The organism is Terrabacter sp. P2_E3, from assembly GCF_056403915.1.
Genome location: NZ_JBFUEN010000010.1, coordinates 12,020 through 30,317 on the forward strand (window position 1 = coordinate 12,020; position 18,298 = coordinate 30,317).

The following is an 18,298-nucleotide window of genomic DNA, read 5'->3' on the forward strand; positions in this document are numbered from 1 at the left end:
CACCGGGGTCGTATGCCGTCCGCCCTGCTCACTCGGCACGCGGCGCCGCCTCCCCGCTCGGGACGGGCGCCTGCGCCTCCGCGCGTCGCAGCCAGTCGTGCCCGACCGTCGCGAACGGCTCGTCGCCGGCCACGACGGCCGCGTGGACGAGGTCGCGCCACCGTTCGGCGAGGGCGACGACCTCCTCCGGGTAGTCGAGCTCGACCTGGTGCTGCGCGAACTCGTCCTCGTCGTCGACGTAGAGGTGACCGTCGCGGGTCAGCACGACGTCGAGGTCGAGGTCCACCATCGTCACCTCCCACTCCGGTCCGCCGTCGGCGGCCTCGCGGCGCTGCCAGACCGGATCGGTGGTCATGTCGACGTAGACGTTGATCTCGCGGTGGGCCGGGTAGAAGCCCACGACGAACGCCCCCTCGTGCGGCACGAGGGAGACCCAGCCGCTCGACTCGACGAACTCGACACCGGGACGCACGCACCGCGTGCCGACCGGTGCGTACCACCAGTGACCGTGCTCGTCGGACCCGAGATAGCGACCGTCCCACTCCCAGTGGCGGCCACCGCCCCACTTCGTGAAGCGCCCGGCGACGGCCGTGCCGGGCTCGAGCCCGCCCGGCGGCATACCTCGTCGGGACGGACGGTCGGCGGCGGCAGAGGTCACGCCCGGCACGCTACCGGCGCCGCGGCGGGCGTGCAGCGCACGAGCAGGGACGTGCAGGGGACGTGCAGGTACAGCACGCGCACAGCGAGGTGACAGGCACAGCCCATCCGCGGCCGTACCCTAGAACCCATGGTTCCCGAGTTGTCCGTGGTCATCCCGATGTACAACGAGGAGGAGGTGCTCCCCCTCCTCGTCGAGCGGCTCCGACCGCTCCTCGACGGCATGGGCACCACCTACGAGGTCGTCGCCGTCGACGACGGCAGCAAGGACCTGACGGCCGCGCTGCTCCAGCGCTACCACCGCGAGTGGTCCCAGCTGCGCGTCGTGCGCCTGCGCGCCAACGCCGGGCACCAGGCCGCGATCTCCGCCGGCCTCGTCAGCGCCCTCGGCGACTACGTCGTCACGATCGACGCCGACCTGCAGGACCCGCCCGAGATCATCCCGCAGATGCTCGCGGCCGCGAAGGACGACGGCGTCGACGTCGTCTACGGCGTGCGCAACGACCGCTCGACCGACACGTGGTTCAAGCGGGCCTCGGCCCAGGCGTTCTACAAGCTCATCGGCCTGATGTCGCAGACCTCGGCCCACGCCGACGCCGGCGACTACCGCCTCATGTCGCGCGCCACCGTCGACGCGGTCAACAGCCTCCCCGAGCACAACCGCGTCCTTCGCTTCATCGTGCCGGCCCTCAACTTCCCGTCCGACACGGTCGAGTACAAGCGCGAGGAGCGCGCGGCCGGGGACTCGAAGTACCCGCTGATCAAGATGATCAAGCTCTCGCTCGACTCGCTGACCGGCTTCTCGACGGCGCCGTTGCGGCTCGCGACGTTCGCCGGCTTCGGTGGTGCGGTCCTCGCCGTGCTGCTCGTCCTCTACACGCTGATCTCCCGGTCGCAGGGCCACACCGTCGCCGGTTGGACCTCGACCGTCGCCATCGTCGCGGGCGTCGGCGCCGTCCAGCTGGTCTGCGTCGGCATCCTCGGCGAGTACATCGGCCGGATGTACGGCCACATGCAGGGCCGCCCGACCTACTTCATCGCCTACGACTCGATGACGACCGACATCGGCGCGCACGGTCCGACCGACACTCCCCTGCCGGCTCAGCCGAGCGGGGAACACATCCTCACGACGTCGGACGAGTCGGAGACCGACACCGTGACGCTGCTCGACCCGACAGCCGACCCCACGCCCCAGCCCACGCCGCAGCCCACGCCCCAGCCCACGCCCCAGCCGGCGTCGCAGCCGATGCGCACTCAGCTGCGCGGCTGAGCGCGCACGAGGAGGCTGACGCCGGGCAGGCCGCCGACGGGCAGGTAGCGCTCGGCGGTGATGATCGTGCGCAGCCCGAAGTTGACGACCGGGTGGAGGTTCTCGAGGTCCGAGCCCGAGCTCGTCCGGCGGCGCATCGCCACGACGGGACGCAGCAGCACGTTCCACGACCGCACGTCGGTGACGTCGAAGCCGCCGCGGTCGAGCAGGTCGAGCAGGCCCTCGCGGGTGTAGCGGCGTACGTGGTCGACGGCCTCGTCGTGCTCGGACCACAGCTTCGGGTCGGCCGGCACGGCCAAGAGGTAGGTGCCGGTCGGCTTGAGCACACGGCGCACCTCGGCCACCGCGGCGTCGTCGTCCTCGAGGTGCTCGAGCAGGTCGAAGGCCATGACAAGGTCGAGCGAGTCGTCCGCGAGCGGCAGCCGGGTCGCGTCGCCGCGCAGCGTCGCGAGCCCTCGACCGTGCGCCACCTCCGCGCCGTCCGAGCCGTACTCGAGGGCGACGGCGTCCCAGCCGTGCTCGCGCAGGACACGGGTGTTGCCCCCGCCCGCGGCGCCGATGTCGAGGGCACGTCCGGGCACCAGCCCCGAGATGGCCTTGGCCAGGAGGTGACGCCGCTCGCGGTACCACCAGTGGTCGTCCTCCAGCTCAGCAAGCTTGCGGACCTCGGTGCCTTCCATGGTGCGCCATCATGCCACCCGGGGTCGGGGGCTGCGCCGGCACCCGTCAGCGCGTGTGGCCGTCGCCCTCGACGATCCACTTCGTCGTCGTCAGCTCGGGCAGGGCCATCGGCCCGCGGGCGTGCAGCTTCTGCGTCGAGATGCCGATCTCGGCGCCGAAACCGAACTCCCCGCCGTCGGTGAAACGGGTGCTGGCGTTGACCATGACCGCCGCCGCGTCGACCTCCGCGGTGAAGCGCCGGGCCGCCGCCCGGTCCTCCGTGACGATCGCCTCGGTGTGTCCGGTGCCGAACCGACGGATCCGGTCCATCGCCTCGTCGAGGTCGTCGACGACGGCCACGCTCATCTCGAGGCCGTGCCACTCGGTGCCGAAGTCGGCCTCGCTCGCGATGGCGTATGCCGCCCCGGCCGCCTCGGCGTACGGCGTGACCTCGGGTGCCACGTGCAGTCGCACGCCGGCCCCCGCGAGGTCGGTGAGCGCCTTGGGCAGGAAGTCGTCGGCGACGTCACGGTGGACGAGGAGCGACTCGGCCGCGTTGCAGACGCTGGGGCGGTGGGTCTTGGCGTTGAGCGTGATGGCCCGGGCCTTGTCGAGGTCGGCGGCCCGATCGACGTAGACGTGGCACACCCCGACGCCGGTCTCGATGACGGGGACCGTCGACTCGCGGACCACCGTCTCGATGAGGTCGGCCCCGCCGCGCGGGATGACGAGGTCGACGTGGCCGCGCGCCGTCATGAGGGCCCGCGCCGCGTCGCGGCCTCCCTCCTCGAGCAGGGTCACGGCGTCGACCGGGAGGCCCTGCTCGGCGAGCGATCCGCGCATCGCCTCGACGAGCGCGTGGTTGCTGCTCGCCGCGGCCGACCCGCCGCGCAGGAGGACCGCGTTGCCGGACTTGAGGGCGAGGCCGGCCGCGTCGACGGTGACGTTGGGCCGCGCCTCGTAGATCATCCCGATGACGCCCATCGGCACGCGCACCTGGCGGATCTGCAGCCCGTTGGCGAGGGTCGACCCACGGACGATCTCTCCGACGGGGTCGGGCAGGGCCGCGACGTCGCGCAGGGCCTGCGCAACGGCAGCCACGCGGGTCTCGTCGAGGCGCAGCCGGTCCTGGAGGCTCTCGCTCATCCCCGTGGCTCGACCACGCTCGATGTCCTCGGCGTTGGCCTCGATGACCGCGGGTGCGGCGGCGTCGACGGCGTCCGCGAGCAGCAGCAGGGCCGCGTCCTTCTCGGCACGGGACATGAGGGCGAGCCGTCGTGAGGCGGTGCGGGCGCGCTCCGCCAGGGCCGTCACGTGCTCGACGACGGCGGGGTCGATCGTCTGGGACATGCCTCCAGCGTAGGTCGTCGCGCACCCGGACGACCGACCGTCTCCGGGGGCTGGACCGGAGGTCCGCGACGGACAGCCCTGCGTGGTCCCACGGCCCGTCACTAGAGTTCGAGGTGTGTCGCCCCACTCCGTCATCAGCACCGCTCGACGGCTCGTCGTCAAGGTCGGCTCCAGCTCGCTGACCGGCGTCGACGGCGGCATCGACCACGGCCGGCTCGTGGCTCTGGCGAACGCCTTGGCGCACAAGCACCTCGACGGCACCCAGATCGTCCTCGTCAGCTCCGGTGCCATCGCCGCCGGCATCCACCCGCTCGGCCTGAGCGCCCGACCCCGTGACCTCGCGACCCAGCAGGCAGCCGCCTCGGTCGGCCAGGGCGCCCTGCTCGCCGGCTACACGCAGGCGTTCGCCGGACACGACATCACCGTCGGTCAGGTGCTGCTCACTGCCGACGACGTCACGCGACGTACGCACTACGCGAACGCCCGACGCACGCTCGAGCGGCTCCTCGACCTCGGCGTGCTGCCGATCGTCAACGAGAACGACACCGTCGCCACGAGCGAGATCCGCTTCGGCGACAACGACCGGCTCGCCGCCCTCGTCGCCCATCTCATCGACGCCGACGCGCTCGTGCTCCTCTCCGACGTCGACGCCCTCTACGACGGGCCCCCGAGCCGCCCCGGGGCCCAGCGCATCCCGGTCGTCCGCGGCCCGCAGGACCTCGTCGGCGTCGAGATCGGGGGCAGCGGCTCGAAGGTGGGGACGGGTGGCATGACGACGAAGATCGAGGCGGCCCGGATCGCGACCGCCGCGGGCGTGATCACCACGGTCACGGCCGCGGACCGGGTCACCCAGGTGCTCGCCGGCGAGGACGTCGGCACCTTGTTCCTGCCGATCGGAGTCCGCGGACGGTCGAGACGGCTCTGGCTCGAGCACGCGACGACCGCGCGCGGGCGGCTCATCATCGACGACGGCGCCGTCACGGCCTTGGTCCAGCGCAAGAAGTCGCTGCTCCCCGCCGGCATCACGGCCGTCGAGGGCACCTTCCACGACGGAGACCCCGTCGACGTGTGCTCTCCCGACGGCACCGCGATCGCCCGCGGTCTCGTCAACTACAGCTCGTCCGAGCTCCCGTCCTTGCTGGGACGGTCGACGAGGGAGCTCGCCCGCGAGCTCGGCCCGGAGTACGAGCGGGAGGTCATCCACCGCGACGACCTCGTCGTCATCTGACGACGAGCACCAAGGCGCTCCGTCACGGTCCGCCCGAGCGGTAGCGCCGGCCGGTGCAGGCGCGGCCGACGGTCCGGGGACGCCCCCACCCGTCGGCTGCCCATCCGCGCGGTGGCGCAGGCGCCCGCTCGTGCGCGGCATCGAACCCTCCTGTCCGTGGCCGCACCCCGGACGCGCGAGTGGCCGCGCACGCCCCYGGCGGGGGCGGCCCCGCCCCCGCGCCCGCGCACCTCCATCTCGGCGTACTTCGCCGCGTTGTACTCACGGCTCGTGACGGTCCCGATGTAGCCGAGGACGAAGCCGAGCGGGATCGAGATGATGCCCGGGTTGTCGAGCGGGAACCAGTGGAAGTCGACCCCCTGGAGCATCGACGGGCTCTTCTTCGTCAGCGGGTCGATCGGCTTGCCGGAGACGACCGGGCTGAAGATGATCAGCGTGATGGCGCTGATGAGGCCGCCGTAGATGCTCCACAGCGCACCCCTGGTGTTGAACCGCTTCCAGAAGAGCGAGTAGAGGATCGTCGGCAGGTTCGCGCTCGCGGCGATGGCGAAGGCCAGCGCCACGAGGAAGGCGATGTTCTGGCCGAGGGCGAAGATGCCGCCGATGATGGCGATGGCGCCGAGGACGAGCGCTGCGATGCGCGCGACCTTGACCTCCTCCTCGGGGGTGGCGGTGCCCTTCTTGACGACCGTGTTGTAGATGTCGTGCGAGAGGGAGGCGCTCGCGGTGATGGTCAGGCCGGCGACGACCGCGAGGATCGTCGCGAAGGCGACCGCCGAGATGATCCCGAGCAGGATCTCGCCGCCGAGCTCGAAGGCGAGCAGCGGGGCGGCGGAGTTGACGCCACCGGGTGCGGCCTTGATGGCAGCGGCGCCGACGAGGTCGGCCGCCCCGAAGCCGAGGATGAGCGTGAAGATGTAGAAGATGCCGATGAGCCAGATCGCCCAGACGACGGAGCGACGGGCCTCACGTGAGGTCGGGACCGTGTAGAAGCGCATGAGGACGTGCGGCAGGCCGGCCGTGCCGAGGACGAGCGCCATCGACAGGGAGATGAAGTCGACGGGGTTCTTGTACTGCAGACCCGGCTGGAGCAGGTCCTTGCCGCCGGCCTCCTGCGACGTGGCCGTCGCCTCGCCGAGCAGGTTCGACAGGCTGAGGCCGAACTTGGCGAGGACCCAGAACGTCATGATCGCCGCGCCGATGATGAGCAGCACGGCCTTGATGATCTGCACCCAGGTCGTGCCCTTCATGCCGCCGAAGATGACGTAGAAGATCATGAGGATGCCGACGACGACGATGACGAGCCGCTGGCCGACCGCCCCTTCGATGCCGAGCAGGAGGGCCACGAGGCCACCGGCCCCCGCCATCTGGGCGAGCAGGTAGAAGAACGACACGACGAGCGTCGAGATGGCCGCGGCGATGCGGACCGGGCGCTGGCGCAGCCGGAAGCTGAGCACGTCGGCCATCGTGTACTTGCCGACGTTGCGGAGCAGCTCGGCCACGAGCAGCAGGGCGACGAGCCACGCCACGAGGAAGCCGATGGAGTAGAGGAACCCGTCGTAGCCGTTGATGGCGATGGCGCCGGCGATGCCGAGGAACGAGGCCGCCGACAGGTAGTCACCGGCGATGGCGATGCCGTTCTGACGGCCGGTGAAGGCACGTCCACCCGCGTAGTACTCCGCGGCGCTGCGGTTGTTGCGCGACGCCCGGATGACGATGGCGAGGGTGACGACGACGAAGAGGGCGAAGATGCCGATGTTGATCGCCGGGTTGCCGACCGTCGTCGCCGCGGGGACCAGGGACGGGGCGGAGGTGAGGAGCGCGCTCACTGCTGCACTCCCATCTTCTGGGCGAGGGCTTCGGCCTCGGGATCGAAGACGCGGTCGGCCCAGCGGGCGTAGACCATCGTGATCGTGAAGGTCGAGACGAACTGGAGGAGGCCGAGGATCAGGCCCCACGTGATGTTGCCGAGGACCCGCGTCCCCATGAAGTCCTTCGCGAAGACGGACAGCAGGACGTAGAGGAAGTACCACGCGAGGAACAACGCGGTCAGCGGGAAGACGAACCTGCGGAACTTGCTGCGCAGCTGGTCGAACTCGGGCGAGTTCTGCATGGCGACGTTGGGATCGTCGACCACGCGCTCTGGAGCCTCTTTGCTCACTGGGCCACCTCCGGGGCGGTTGGGTCGTGCCTGGGTGCTGGGCGTTCAGCGCGGTCCTGCCGCCGCCGCTCCCCCGGACGGTCCCGTGGTGACGTCGACGCCCCTGTCGCTCCGCGCTGCCGGCACAGGGCCGGCGAGAGCCAAGGTAGGAGCCCGCGCCGTGCCCCGGCAGGCGCAGCGTGGGCGGCATCGCCCAGCGGCGCAGACGGCTCGCCGTGCGCGGGATCAGCTGCGACGAGCGGTCGTCCCGGGGCGACGAACGGTCTCCCCCGTGCTGCCGTATGCCGGGTGCTGCGTCCCGTCGGACGCCCCCTCCGCGGTCGGCGGGCGCCGGTACCAGCGCTCGGGGTGGAACGAGCCCCGGTTGAGGTCGACGTTCTCGGGGGCGTGCAGCCGGACCATCGTCTGCGCGACGTGCTCCGGGGTGCTCGAGCGGGTGGCCAGCGACACGAGCACCATCGTCGCGAAGGCCAACGGCACGCTGACGGCCGCGGGCTGGGTGAGGACGACGCCGAACCAGCCACCGGTGGCGATGCCGAACGTCGTCGTGACGACGGCTCCCATCGAGAGAGCGCCCCCGACGACGAGGCCCGAGATCGCCCCACGCGAGGTGAGCCCCCGCCACCAGATCCCGAGGAGGAGCATCGGGCAGAACGTCGACGCGGCCACCGCGAAGGTCAGCTCGACCGCGTGGGCCACGGGGACGCCGGCCGAGACGACGGTGAGCACGAGCGCGCCGGCCACGACCGCGACCGTCGTCAGGCGGAAGGTGCGGATGCCCTGGCGGTGCCCGGCGCCCCAGCGCACGAGGTCCTGGCTCACGACGCCGGCGACCGACACGACGAGGCCGGTCGACGTCGACAGGAACGCGGCGAACGCCCCCGCGGCGAGGACGGCGGTGAGGCCCTCTGCGACCGGGCCGTCGAAGAGCCGGCTCGGCAGCTCGAGCACGACCGAGTCGGCGCGGCCCGCGGCGACGAGGTCGGAGGCGACGTAGCGCCCGATGACGCCGTAGACGACGGGCAGCAGGTAGAAGCCGGAGAGGAGCACGAGGACCGCGAGCGTCGTCCGCCGCGCGGCCCGGCCGTCGGGGTTGGTGTAGAAGCGGACGACGACGTGGGGAAGGCCCATCGTCCCGAAGAAGGTCGCCAGGACGAGGGAGTACGTCAGGTAGAGGGCGTGGTCACCCTGGAGCGGCTCGACCCAGTCGGTGACGAACACCGCGCCGGCGGCGGGGTCGTCGCTGCGTTCGCCGACCGCGCCGAGCAGGAGGAAGAGGGGCGTCAGCAGGGCGAGCAGCTTGAGCCAGTAGTGGAAGGCCTGCACGAGGGTGACGCTCCGCATGCCGCCGGGGAGGACGTTGAGACAGACGACGACGGCGACGGCGAGCTGCCCGACCCACGACGGCGCCCCGGTCAGGGTGCGCAGCGTCAGGCCCGCGCCCTGGAACTGAGGGATGAGGTAGAGCAGGCCGATCGCGACGACGAGCAGGCTCGACGCCCGGCGGGCGACGACGGACTCGAGGCGCAGCTGGGCGAAGTCGGGCAGCGTGTAGGCCCCCGACCGGCGCAGGGGCGCCGCGACGAACACGAGCAGCAGGAGGTAGCCCGCGGTCCAGCCGATCGGCAGCCAGAGCATGTCGACGCCACGCGCGAGGATGAGCCCGGCGACCCCGAGGAACGATGCGGCAGAGAGGTACTCACCGCTGATGGCCGAGGCGTTGAGCACCGGGCTGACGCCGCGGGAGGCGACGTAGAAGTCGCTCATGGTCCGCGAGAGCCGCAGCCCGAACGCGCCGACCGCGAGGGACGCGATCGAGACGAGGACGACGGCGACGATGCTCGCGGCGTTGTTCACCGGTGACGCACCCGGGTCACCGGCCGTCGAGCAGGTCGCTGAACGTGGCCTCGTTGCGCTCGGACCGCCGCACGTAGAACGCGCCGAGGCCGATGATCTCGGCGAACGCGACGACCGTGAGCAGGATCCACGGCAGCGGCACCCCGAGCAGGTTGATCCCGGCAAGGCCGGGGACGGCCGTGAAGAGCAGTGGCAGCAACCCGAGCGTCAAGGCGAGCACGAGCAGGACGCCGAGGGCGAGGCGGAGCTGGCTGCGCATGAGCGAGGTGATGTAGACCTCGCCGAGCCGGGTCTGCTCGTCGATCTCGGATGCGATCGAGACGTTGCGGGTGCGCGCGGCCGACGTGCGGGGGCTCGTGACGCGGACCCGCGCTCGGGGGGCCTCGGGCGTCATGACCCACCGCGCCCGAGCGGCTGGGCACGTCGCACGAGCAGGTCGCGCAGCGCACGCGTGTGGCGCCGGCTCACGACGAGCTCGTGGCCACCGACGACGACGGTCGTGCGCCCGCCCTCGGTGCGCCACTCGGTGATGTGGCCGAGCGCGACGAGCGAGGACCGGTGGATGCGGACGAACCCCGCCTCGCGCCACTGGTCGGCGAGGGTGGTGAGCGGCACCCGGACGAGGTGGCTCTCGCTCGCCGTGTGCAGGCGGGCGTAGTCGCCCTGCGCCTCGACGTAGAGGACGTCGGAACGCGCCACGAGCCGGCTCACCCCGGCCAGCTCGACGACGATGGTCTCGTCGCCCGTCGCCGCGGACGTCTCACGCCCGTGGATCTGCCGGACGACGCGGCGCACCGCCTGGTCGAGCCTCTCGTCGCGCACCGGCTTGAGGACGTAGTCGACGACGTTGAGCTCGAACGCGTCGACCGCATGCTGCTCGTGGGCGGTGACGAAGACGATCGGGGGCTGGGTCGTGAAGCGCGACAGCACCCGCGCGAGGTCGAGGCCGCTGAGGCCCGGCATCTGCACGTCCATGAAGATCGCGTCGACCTGCCCTTCGTGGAGCACGCGCAGCGCCGCCTCCCCCGACCCGGCCGGCACGACTTGGCGCACGCACTCGTGGCGGCCGAGCATCCACGTGAGCTCGTCGAGGGCGGGTGCCTCGTCGTCGACGGCCAGCACCCGCAGCAGGGGCGCGAGCTCGGTGTCCGGGGTCGTGGTCACACGTGCACCCCCGGACGGAACTTCGGCAGCCGGACGACGACCTTGGTGCCGGCGCCGGGCGCCGTCTCGACGACGAGACCGTAGTCGTCGCCGAAGGCGGTGCGCAGGCGCTCGTCGACGTTGGCGAGGCCCACGGAGTCGCTGCCCGGGTCGCCCGCGAGGACCCGGCGCACCCGCTCTGGGTCCTCGCCGACGCCGTTGTCCTCGATCGTCACGACGCACTCGTGGTCGGCGTCCTGCGCGAGGATGCTGATCTCACCGCTGCCTGCCCGGCCCTCGATGCCGTGCTGCACGGCGTTCTCGACGAGTGGCTGGAGACAGAGGAACGGCACGACGACGGGGAGCACCTCGGGCGCGACGCGGACCGTCACGGTGAGCCGGTCACCGAAACGGGCCTTCTCGATGACGAGGTAGGCCTCGATGGACCGCAGCTCCTCTGCCAGGGTCGTGAACTCGCCGTGCCGCCGGAAGGAGTAGCGGGTGAACTCGGCGAGGTCGACGAGCAGCTCCCGGGCCCGCTCGGGGTCGGTGCGCGTGAACGACGCGATCGCGGTCAGCGAGTTGTAGATGAAGTGCGGGCTGATCTGCGCCCGGAGGGCGCGCACCTCGGCCTCCATGAGCCGGGTCCGCGAGGCGTCGAGCTCGGCCAGCTCGAGCTGTCCGGAGACCCAGCGCGCCACCTCGTTCGTGGCCCGGACGAGACCCGCCGAGGCACGGCCGGTGAAGACCTGCAGCGTCCCGACGACCTTCTCGTCGACGTCGAGGGGCGCGACGATCGCCTGGCGCACGATGCACGAGGGCTCGGCGCACGCGACGTCCGCACCGTCGACGACGGTCGTCCGGCCGTGGCCGAGCGTCCCCGTGGAGATGACGACGGGCTGGTGGGCGTGGTGCGAGCGACCGCCCTCCCATGCGAGCAACGCGCTCGTGTCGGTCATGGCGACCGCCGGTGCTCCGAGGAGCGACCGGAGGTGCTTGAGCGAGCGCTCGGCGGCCGCCGGCGTCAGGCCCATCCGCAGCGGGGGCGAGGCCAGCAGAGCCGTGTGCAGGGTGCGGTACGTCGCCCGGTCGGCCTCGGTGCCGAGGTGACCGCGACGCAGCAACGCGCCCCACGAGCTCATGCCGACACTGTAGGCGGTCACCCCGCGCCGGGGGCGCCGTCCTCGCGACCCGCGGGACCGACCCCGACCGCCCGGCGGAAGACACCCCGCGACGGGGCGAGAGTGGACTCAGGCGTCGTCGCCCTCGTCGGCGGCGACGTGCCAGAGGCCCGAGCGACGCTCGGCCTCGAGCTCCTCCTGCGTGGCCGCGCGGGCGGCGTAGCGGTCCTTCTGGGCCTCGCGCTTCTCGTCACGGGTGGGCCGCGAGGACTCCGCGAGCCGCAGGTCGGTGCCACGGGTGCCGAGCAGCTCGGCGCCGGCCTGCAGGGTCGGCTCCCAGTCGAAGACGACGGCGTCCTCAGCGGTACCGATGACGACGGTGTCGCCGGCCACGGCGCCGACCTTGTAGAGCTCCTCCTCGACACCGAGACGGCCGAGCCGGTCGGCGAGGTAGCCGACGGCCTCGTCGTTGGAGAAGTCGGTCTGGCGCACCCAGCGATAGGGGCGCTCGCCGGCGACCCGGAAGATCGGCCCGTCCGGACCGTTCTCCTTGACGATGCTGAAGCCCTTGTCGTCGACGGACTTGGGGCGCAGCACGACGCGCTTCGGCACGGCGGCCTCGGCCTCGATCTCGGCGCGGGCGGCATCGACGTGGCGGGCCATCGCGAAGCTCAGCTCGCGCAGGCCCTGGTGGGCCACCGCGGAGACGATGAAGACCTCGATGCCGCGCGCCTCGAGGTCCGGCTTGACCATCTCGGCCAGCTCGCGGGCCTCGGGCACGTCGGCCTTGTTGAGCACCACGATCCGGGTGCGGTCGGCGAGCGGCTTGCCGCCGAGGTCGGCGTCGGGCACGTAGAGCGACAGCTCGTTCTCGATGACGTCGAGGTCGCTCATCGGGTCACGGCCGGGCTCGAGGGTCGCGCAGTCGATGACGTGGACGAGGACCGAGCAGCGCTCGACGTGGCGCAGGAACTCGAGGCCCAGGCCCTTGCCCTCGTGCGCGCCGGGGATGAGACCCGGGACGTCGGCGACGGTGAAACGGGCCGAGCCAGCGGTGACGACGCCGAGGTTGGGCACGAGCGTCGTGAAGGGGTAGTCGGCGATCTTCGGCTTGGCGGCCGACAGCACCGAGACGAGCGAGGACTTGCCGGCGCTCGGGAAGCCGATGAGCGCGACGTCGGCGAGGGTCTTGAGCTCGAGCACGACGTCGACCTCCTCACCGGGCTCGCCGAGGAGCGCGAAGCCGGGCGCCCTGCGGCGGGCCGACGACAGCGCCTTGTTGCCGAGACCGCCGCGGCCGCCACGGGCGATGACGTGCTCGGTGCCCATGCCGACGAGGTCCATGACGATGCGCCCCTCGCCGTCCTTGACGACCGTGCCTTCCGGAACCGACAGCACGAGGTCGTCGCCGTCGGCGCCGTTCTTCTCGTCGCCGGCACCGGGCAGGCCGTTGACCGCCTTGCGGTGCGGGTGGCGGTGGTAGTCGAGCAGGGTCGTCGCCTGGGGGTCGACGCGCAGGATCACGGAGCCGCCGTGCCCGCCGTTGCCGCCGTCAGGACCGCCCAGCGGCTTGAACTTCTCGCGCTTGACGGAGGCGACGCCGTGCCCCCCGGCGCCGGCGCTGAGGTGCAGCACGACGCGGTCGACGAAGGTCACAGCCATGGGGGTCACTCTTCCAGATCAGGGTGGGCGGACGGCATACGCAGGTTGCGTACGCGGTGTGCCCGGAAAGGCGGAAGGGCGGGCCACGCGGGCCCGCCCTTCCGGTACACACTCAGTGGGTGATCAGGTGATCACTCAGCAGCGGCCGTCTCCGGCTGCTCGATGTTGACCGTCTTGCGGCCGCGCTTGGAGCCGAACTTCACGGCGCCGGCGACGAGGGCGAAGAGCGTGTCGTCGCCACCGCGACCGACACCCTCGCCCGGGTGGAAGTGCGTGCCGCGCTGACGGACGAGGATCTCGCCCGCGTTGACCTTCTGGCCACCGAAACGCTTGACGCCGAGGAACTGTGCGTTCGAGTCGCGACCGTTGCGGGTCGAGGACGCACCCTTCTTGTGTGCCATGTCAGTCCTTCTCTCGTGAGTCTCTGGGTTCCGGGTGGATCACGCGTTGATGGCGGTGATCTTGACCTGGGTCAGCGGCTGACGGTGGCCCTGACGCTTGCGGTAGCCGGTCTTGTTCTTGTACTTCATGATGACGATCTTGGGGCCCTTGGCGGCCTTGACGACCTCGGCCTTCACCGACACCTTGGACAGCTTGTCGGCGTCGGACGTGACCGTGGTCCCGTCCACGAGGAGCAGCGGCGTGAGCTCGATGGCATCGCCGGGCTGACCCGTCACCTTGTCGACGAGCAGGACATCGCCCACCGACACCTTCTCCTGGCGACCGCCAGCGCGAACAATCGCGTACACAGTGAAACTCACTCTCTCATCAAGGGTTGGTATCGCCGCTTTCGGCACCGGCCCGTCAACACGGGCCCGGTGGGCGCACCAAGGGAAAAGATTACCGGCTGGGAGGTCCCACCTCCAAACCGAGGTCAGGCCCCGCCGGTGCTGCCCGACTCGCCGCCGGACTCGTTGCTCGCCCGCGGCGGGCCGGCCGGGGCGACCACGCGGCCCCGACGACGGCGTCCTCGGGTCGCGGGCGCCGCCGCGGCAGCCGCCTCGGGCGCCTCGGGCGCCTCGGGCGCCGAGTCGTCCGTGGTGTGGTCGGAGACGGTCGTGGTGCCGGTCGTGGTGTCGGCGACGTCGGACTCGAGCTCGACGTGCGTGCCACCCTGGGTCGCCTGCTCGTCGGCGGGGTCGACGTCGTGCGCGTCGTCTCCCGACCACGGGCCGTCATCCTCGGGGAAGGCCTTCCCGCCGTGGACCTCGGCGCTCATCTCGGCGACGGCCTCGGCGGCCGCCTCCCCCGCGGGCTGGCCGGAGGCGCTCTTGAGCGCGGCCGCGTGGGCCGCTGCCGCGATCTGGGCGGCCGTGGGGCCGTTGCTCTTGGACTCCGCCTGCGGTGCCTGCTGCGACTGCTGGCTCGCCTGCTGCCCGCCGTTGCCCTGGGCGCCGCCGGGGCTCGAGGCTTGGCCGGCGCCCTGGCCGCGGCCACGACGACGGCTGGTGCCACCACCTCCGCCGTTGTCGCCCTGGCTCTGCTCGTGCGCGTGGGCGCCCTTGTCGACGGGGTCGGTGTGGATGATGAAGCCGCGGCCGTTGCAGTGGTCGCACGTCTCGGAGAAGACCTCGATGAGGCCCGACCCGACGCGCTTGCGGGTCATCTGGACGAGGCCGAGCGAGGTGACCTCGGCGACCTGGTGCTTGGTGCGGTCCCGACCGAGGCACTCGAGCAGGCGACGCACGACGAGGTCGCGGTTGCTCTCGAGGACCATGTCGATGAAGTCGATGACGATGATGCCGCCGATGTCGCGCAGCCGGAGCTGGCGCACGATCTCCTCGGCCGCCTCGATGTTGTTCTTGGTGACCGTCTCCTCGAGGTTGCCGCCCGAGCCGACGAACTTGCCGGTGTTGACGTCGACGACCGTCATCGCCTCGGTGCGGTCGATGACGAGGGAGCCGCCGCTCGGCAGCCAGACCTTGCGGTCCATCGCCTTGGAGAGCTGCTCGTCGACCCGGTGGTGCGTGAAGAGATCCTCCTCGGCGGTCCACTTCGTGACGCGGTCGGCGAGGTCGGGCGCGACGGAGGAGATGTACGGGTGGATCTCGTTCCACGCCTGGTCGCCGGCCACGACCAGCTGCTTGAAGTCCTCGTTGAAGACGTCGCGGATGACCCGGACCGTGAGGTCGGGCTCACCGTGCAGGAGCATCGGGGCCTGTCCGCCGGTGACCGACCCGGCCGCACCGTTCTTCTTCTTGCCCTTGCTCTTGCCGGCGCGGGGGGTGGACGCAGCCTCGGCCTTGGCCTGGATGTCCTCCCACGTGCGCGTCAGTCGCTCGACGTCGGCACGCAGCTCCTCCTCGCTGGCCCCCTCGGCCGCGGTGCGCACGATGACGCCGGCCGAGTCCGGCACGACGTCGCGCAGGATCTTCTTGAGGCGCGCGCGTTCGGTGTCCGGCAGCTTGCGGCTGATCCCGGTCATCGAGCTGTTGGGGACGTAGACGAGGTAGCGACCCGGCAGCGAGATCTGCGAGGTGAGGCGGGCGCCCTTGTGGCCGATCGGGTCCTTGGTGACCTGGACGAGCACCGTCTGGCCCGAGCCGAGGGCGTTCTCGATGCGCTTGGGCTGGTTGGCCTCGAGGCCGGCGGCGTCCCAGTTGACCTCACCGGCGTAGAGCACGGCGTTGCGGCCCTTGCCGATGTCGACGAAGGCGGCCTCCATCGAGGGCAGGACGTTCTGCACGCGGCCGAGGTAGATGTTGCCGGCCATCGAGACGTTCGTGGCCTGGTCGATGTAGTGCTCGACGAGGACGCCGTCCTCGAGCACGCCCATCTGGGTGCGCCCCTCCTTGTTGCGCACGACCATGACCCGGTCGACGGCCTCACGGCGGGCGAGGAACTCGGCCTCGGTGATGATCGTGCGGCGGCGCCCGGCCTCGCGCCCTTCGCGACGGCGCTGCTTCTTGGCCTCGAGACGGGTCGAGCCCTTGACGGCGACCGGCTCGTCGCTCTGGCTGCGCGGCTGGCGCACGCGGGTCGAGACGTTGGGGGTGTCGTCACCGGACTCCGGGGCGGAGCCGGCACGGCGGCGGCGACGGCGACGACGGCTCGAGCCGCCCTCGTCGTCGGAGTCGCCCTCGGAGTCGGCGTCGGCGTCGGACTCGGCGTCGTCCGCGCCATCGGCGGACTCGCCGCGAGCGTCGGCCGAGCGCCGGGAGTCGCGGGAGTCGCGCTCGTCGGTGTCGGACTGCTGGTCCTGCGCGTCGTCGTCGTCGGTGGCGCGGCCCCGGCGCCCCTTGCCGCCGCGGCGGCGGCGCGAGCGACGCGGGCTGCTCTCCTCGTCGGTCTGCTCGTCGGTCTGCTCGTCGGTCTGCTCGTCGACGTCGGTCTGGTCCTCGTCGGCGACGGTGGGCTCGTCGTCCTCGACGTCGGGGGTCGGCTCCTCCGCCTCGGGCGGGGGCGTGCCACGGCGTCGACGCGTCGGCACGGCCTGGCTCGCGTCCGGGGCCTGGAAGAGCACGCTGAAGCTGGGGACGACGGCTCCCTGGCGGTCGTCGTCGGAGTCAACGCCGGAGGCAGCGTCGTCGAGGTCCTCGGACTCGTCGAGGGCGTCGACGTCGATGAGGGCGGAGAGGTCGATCGCCCCGGGGTCGGCGGCCGTGTAGGTCGCCGTGCTCGCGTCTGCGGGGCTCTCCGTGGTCGCGTCGTCACCCGAGAGCGCGCCGGCGACGAGCTCCTCGACGGCAGCGTTGGCCCGGTCGGCCTTGGTGCGCGATCCACGCTTCGTGGCCCGGGCGGCTCGCGGTGCCCTCTCGGCCCTGGGGGCCTTCTCGGCCGGCGCGGCCTCGGCGGACTCCTCGGAGACCTCGGAGACCTCGGCGACCGGGCTCGGCCCGTCGGTGTCGGGGGCCGGCTCGATCGGCGCGGCGACCGTCGCCTTCTTGCGCGTCGCGCGCTTGCGGGCCGGACGCTTGGTCTCAGGGACGGCCTCAGCCGGGGCGTCGCCGACGGAGACTCCCTCGGGTGCTGCGGCGACCGCGGGCTCGTCGGTGGAGGCCTCAGCGGTCGGGTCGGCCGGAGCTTCGGCCGGAGCCTCGGCGGAGGGCACGATCGTCGTGGCCTTCTTCGTGGTGCGACGCGTGGCGCGGCGACGCGGCGCCGGCGCGTCCGTGCTCTGCTCGTTGCCCTGGTCGGAGGGGAACAGCGTGGCTTCGTCGCCGGTGGTGGTGTCGTTGGGTGCCATCAGGCAGCCTCCCGTCAGGTGCGGTGTGACCCACACGCGGCCGGGGCCGTCGACACCGCACGAGTGCGGTTGCAGTCGTCGCGCCGCGTCTGCGACGGGACGGAAGTCGTCTCGCTACACCCGAAAACGGTTCGCGCTGGGCGCGGCCCCGTGATCGAATGCCGTCGGCGTCCTGGTCGGCAACCATTTCGTCGTCATGACCTGGCAGGTCATTCCAGCGGGTCGGTCACCCGCACGTTTGCGGTGTCGAGCGGTCCCTGCGCCAGTCGCGTCACCAGTGGGGGGCGCGGAGGCTGCAGGTCGGCGATCTCACGCAGCGCGGTCAGAATGTCGTCGGGGCGTACAGCCGGTGTGGTGTGCCGTACGACCATGCGCAGTATCGCACAGTCGGTCCCGACTTCGTGAGTCGTGACCGTGTCGCCGAGCGCGTCGCCCGGGCTCAGGACGCGTGCGGCCACGATCGCGCCGCGCACGTCGAAGGTGCGCGGACCGGACTTCGTCAGCCGGGTCACCTCGGCCGTGTCGCGCTCCATGAGAGCCTCGACGGCAGCCTCGAGGACCTCGAGCGGCACCCCGGCGAACTCGAGCAGCCAGTCGCTCGCCTCGAGACGGTCGGCGAGCGCCCCTGGGGTGGCCTCGACGACCTGGAGGATGTCGATCCCCTCGGGCAGGGCCTCGTCGAGCGCGGCGCGGACCGACTCGGGCTCGACGCGCTGGGTCACCGAGATCTCGAAGTACTCCGCCTCGCTGCCGGTGCCGGTGGCCGCGGCGTTGGCGTAGCTGATCTTCGGGTGCGGGTGGAAGCCGGCCGAGAACGCCATCGGCACGTCCGCCCGGCGCAGCGCGCGCTCGAGCGCGCGCTGGAAGTCGCGGCTCGAGGTGAACCGCAGCCGCCCCCGCTTCGTGTAGCGGATCCGGAGCTTCTGGACCGCGGGGTCCGGAGCCGGACCCTCGGGGACGCGCTGACGTGCCTGACGAGCCATGCCGGAAGGCTACCGGCGTC

General features: G+C 71.8%; 15 protein-coding genes and 1 pseudogene. 2 read left to right on the forward strand and 14 right to left on the reverse strand.

From position 1 onward, the window contains the following. Positions 1-28 precede the first annotated feature (28 nt). The gene (locus AC1DW8_RS14835; protein ID WP_478094979.1) at positions 29-658 is read right to left on the reverse strand and encodes a DUF402 domain-containing protein; all 630 of its coding nucleotides are present in this window, start codon (positions 656-658) and stop codon (positions 29-31) included. Positions 659-787: 129 nt separating this feature from the next. Between AC1DW8_RS14835 and AC1DW8_RS14840 the strand changes: the two genes are divergently transcribed. Next, positions 788-1,927 carry a glycosyltransferase family 2 protein gene (locus AC1DW8_RS14840; protein ID WP_478094983.1) on the forward strand — a complete coding sequence of 380 codons (1,140 nt, stop codon included), beginning with the start codon at positions 788-790 and terminating at the stop codon, positions 1,925-1,927. Here the strand turns inward: AC1DW8_RS14840 and AC1DW8_RS14845 are convergent. Together AC1DW8_RS14845 and AC1DW8_RS14850 are read right to left on the reverse strand one after the other, a co-directional pair. Then, positions 1,912-2,607 (reverse strand): class I SAM-dependent methyltransferase, encoded by a 696-nt coding sequence (locus AC1DW8_RS14845; RefSeq protein ID WP_478094985.1) that lies wholly within the window; start codon positions 2,605-2,607, stop codon positions 1,912-1,914. The genes AC1DW8_RS14840 and AC1DW8_RS14845 overlap by 16 nt on opposite strands. A gap of 46 nt (positions 2,608-2,653) precedes the next feature. Further along, the gene (locus AC1DW8_RS14850) at positions 2,654-3,937 is read right to left on the reverse strand and encodes a glutamate-5-semialdehyde dehydrogenase (protein WP_056827187.1); all 1,284 of its coding nucleotides are present in this window, start codon (positions 3,935-3,937) and stop codon (positions 2,654-2,656) included. Positions 3,938-4,052: 115 nt separating this feature from the next. Here AC1DW8_RS14850 and proB point away from each other — a divergent pair, with 115 nt between their 5' ends. After that, positions 4,053-5,165 (forward strand): glutamate 5-kinase, encoded by a 1,113-nt coding sequence (gene proB / locus AC1DW8_RS14855; protein WP_056775994.1) that lies wholly within the window; start codon positions 4,053-4,055, stop codon positions 5,163-5,165. A 203-nt stretch (positions 5,166-5,368) separates the two neighbouring features. Here proB and AC1DW8_RS14860 read toward each other — a convergent pair. The 11 genes and pseudogenes from AC1DW8_RS14860 to AC1DW8_RS14910 all read right to left on the reverse strand — a co-directional run. Then, positions 5,369-6,994, reverse strand: a pseudogene (locus tag AC1DW8_RS14860) (solute symporter family protein); the annotation flags it as partial. After that, positions 6,991-7,278, reverse strand: a complete 288-nt coding sequence (locus tag AC1DW8_RS14865) for a DUF485 domain-containing protein (protein WP_200959197.1) — start codon at positions 7,276-7,278, stop codon at positions 6,991-6,993. The pseudogene AC1DW8_RS14860 and the gene AC1DW8_RS14865, both read right to left, overlap by 4 nt. Before the next feature lie 273 nt (positions 7,279-7,551). Next, positions 7,552-9,183, reverse strand: coding sequence for a sodium/solute symporter (locus AC1DW8_RS14870; protein WP_056775987.1), 1,632 nt, complete (start codon positions 9,181-9,183; stop codon positions 7,552-7,554). A gap of 16 nt (positions 9,184-9,199) precedes the next feature. Beyond that, a complete protein-coding gene (locus AC1DW8_RS14875) occupies positions 9,200-9,577 on the reverse strand; it encodes a hypothetical protein (protein WP_478094988.1) in 378 nt (125 codons plus the stop codon). Next, a complete protein-coding gene (locus tag AC1DW8_RS14880; RefSeq protein ID WP_056775983.1) occupies positions 9,574-10,347 on the reverse strand; it encodes a LytR/AlgR family response regulator transcription factor in 774 nt (257 codons plus the stop codon). The genes AC1DW8_RS14875 and AC1DW8_RS14880 overlap by 4 nt, the downstream gene beginning before the upstream one ends. Beyond that, entirely contained in the window at positions 10,344-11,468 is a 1,125-nt protein-coding gene (locus tag AC1DW8_RS14885) for a sensor histidine kinase (RefSeq protein ID WP_056777628.1), read from the reverse strand. The genes AC1DW8_RS14880 and AC1DW8_RS14885 overlap by 4 nt, the downstream gene beginning before the upstream one ends. 108 nt (positions 11,469-11,576) lie before the next feature. Beyond that, on the reverse strand, positions 11,577-13,109 hold the full coding sequence (gene obgE / locus AC1DW8_RS14890) for a GTPase ObgE (protein ID WP_056775981.1): 1,533 nt from the start codon (positions 13,107-13,109) through the stop codon (positions 11,577-11,579). A 131-nt stretch (positions 13,110-13,240) separates the two neighbouring features. Beyond that, positions 13,241-13,510: a 50S ribosomal protein L27 gene (gene rpmA / locus AC1DW8_RS14895; protein ID WP_056775979.1), complete on the reverse strand. Its 270-nt coding sequence runs from the start codon at positions 13,508-13,510 to the stop codon at positions 13,241-13,243. Between the two features lie 39 nt (positions 13,511-13,549). After that, positions 13,550-13,858 carry a 50S ribosomal protein L21 gene (gene rplU / locus AC1DW8_RS14900; RefSeq protein ID WP_028785644.1) on the reverse strand — a complete coding sequence of 103 codons (309 nt, stop codon included), beginning with the start codon at positions 13,856-13,858 and terminating at the stop codon, positions 13,550-13,552. Positions 13,859-13,983: 125 nt separating this feature from the next. Beyond that, positions 13,984-17,295, reverse strand: a complete 3,312-nt coding sequence (locus AC1DW8_RS14905; RefSeq protein WP_478094994.1) for an Rne/Rng family ribonuclease — start codon at positions 17,293-17,295, stop codon at positions 13,984-13,986. Positions 17,296-17,504: 209 nt separating this feature from the next. Further along, on the reverse strand, positions 17,505-18,278 hold the full coding sequence (locus tag AC1DW8_RS14910) for a TIGR03936 family radical SAM-associated protein (RefSeq protein WP_056775975.1): 774 nt from the start codon (positions 18,276-18,278) through the stop codon (positions 17,505-17,507). Positions 18,279-18,298: the final 20 nt, after the last annotated feature.

Coding starts and splice junctions, on each gene's coding strand:
- AC1DW8_RS14850 (WP_056827187.1), bottom strand. CDS start 3,937: ATGTCCCAGACGATCGACCCCGCCGTCGTCGAGCACGTGACGGCCCTG.
- rpmA (WP_056775979.1), bottom strand. CDS start 13,510: ATGGCACACAAGAAGGGTGCGTCCTCGACCCGCAACGGTCGCGACTCG.
- AC1DW8_RS14840 (WP_478094983.1), top strand. CDS start 788: ATGGTTCCCGAGTTGTCCGTGGTCATCCCGATGTACAACGAGGAGGAG.
- AC1DW8_RS14845 (WP_478094985.1), bottom strand. CDS start 2,607: ATGGAAGGCACCGAGGTCCGCAAGCTTGCTGAGCTGGAGGACGACCAC.
- AC1DW8_RS14875 (WP_478094988.1), bottom strand. CDS start 9,577: ATGACGCCCGAGGCCCCCCGAGCGCGGGTCCGCGTCACGAGCCCCCGC.
- AC1DW8_RS14910 (WP_056775975.1), bottom strand. CDS start 18,278: ATGGCTCGTCAGGCACGTCAGCGCGTCCCCGAGGGTCCGGCTCCGGAC.
- AC1DW8_RS14885 (WP_056777628.1), bottom strand. CDS start 11,468: ATGAGCTCGTGGGGCGCGTTGCTGCGTCGCGGTCACCTCGGCACCGAG.
- AC1DW8_RS14905 (WP_478094994.1), bottom strand. CDS start 17,295: ATGGCACCCAACGACACCACCACCGGCGACGAAGCCACGCTGTTCCCC.
- obgE (WP_056775981.1), bottom strand. CDS start 13,109: ATGGCTGTGACCTTCGTCGACCGCGTCGTGCTGCACCTCAGCGCCGGC.
- AC1DW8_RS14865 (WP_200959197.1), bottom strand. CDS start 7,278: ATGCAGAACTCGCCCGAGTTCGACCAGCTGCGCAGCAAGTTCCGCAGG.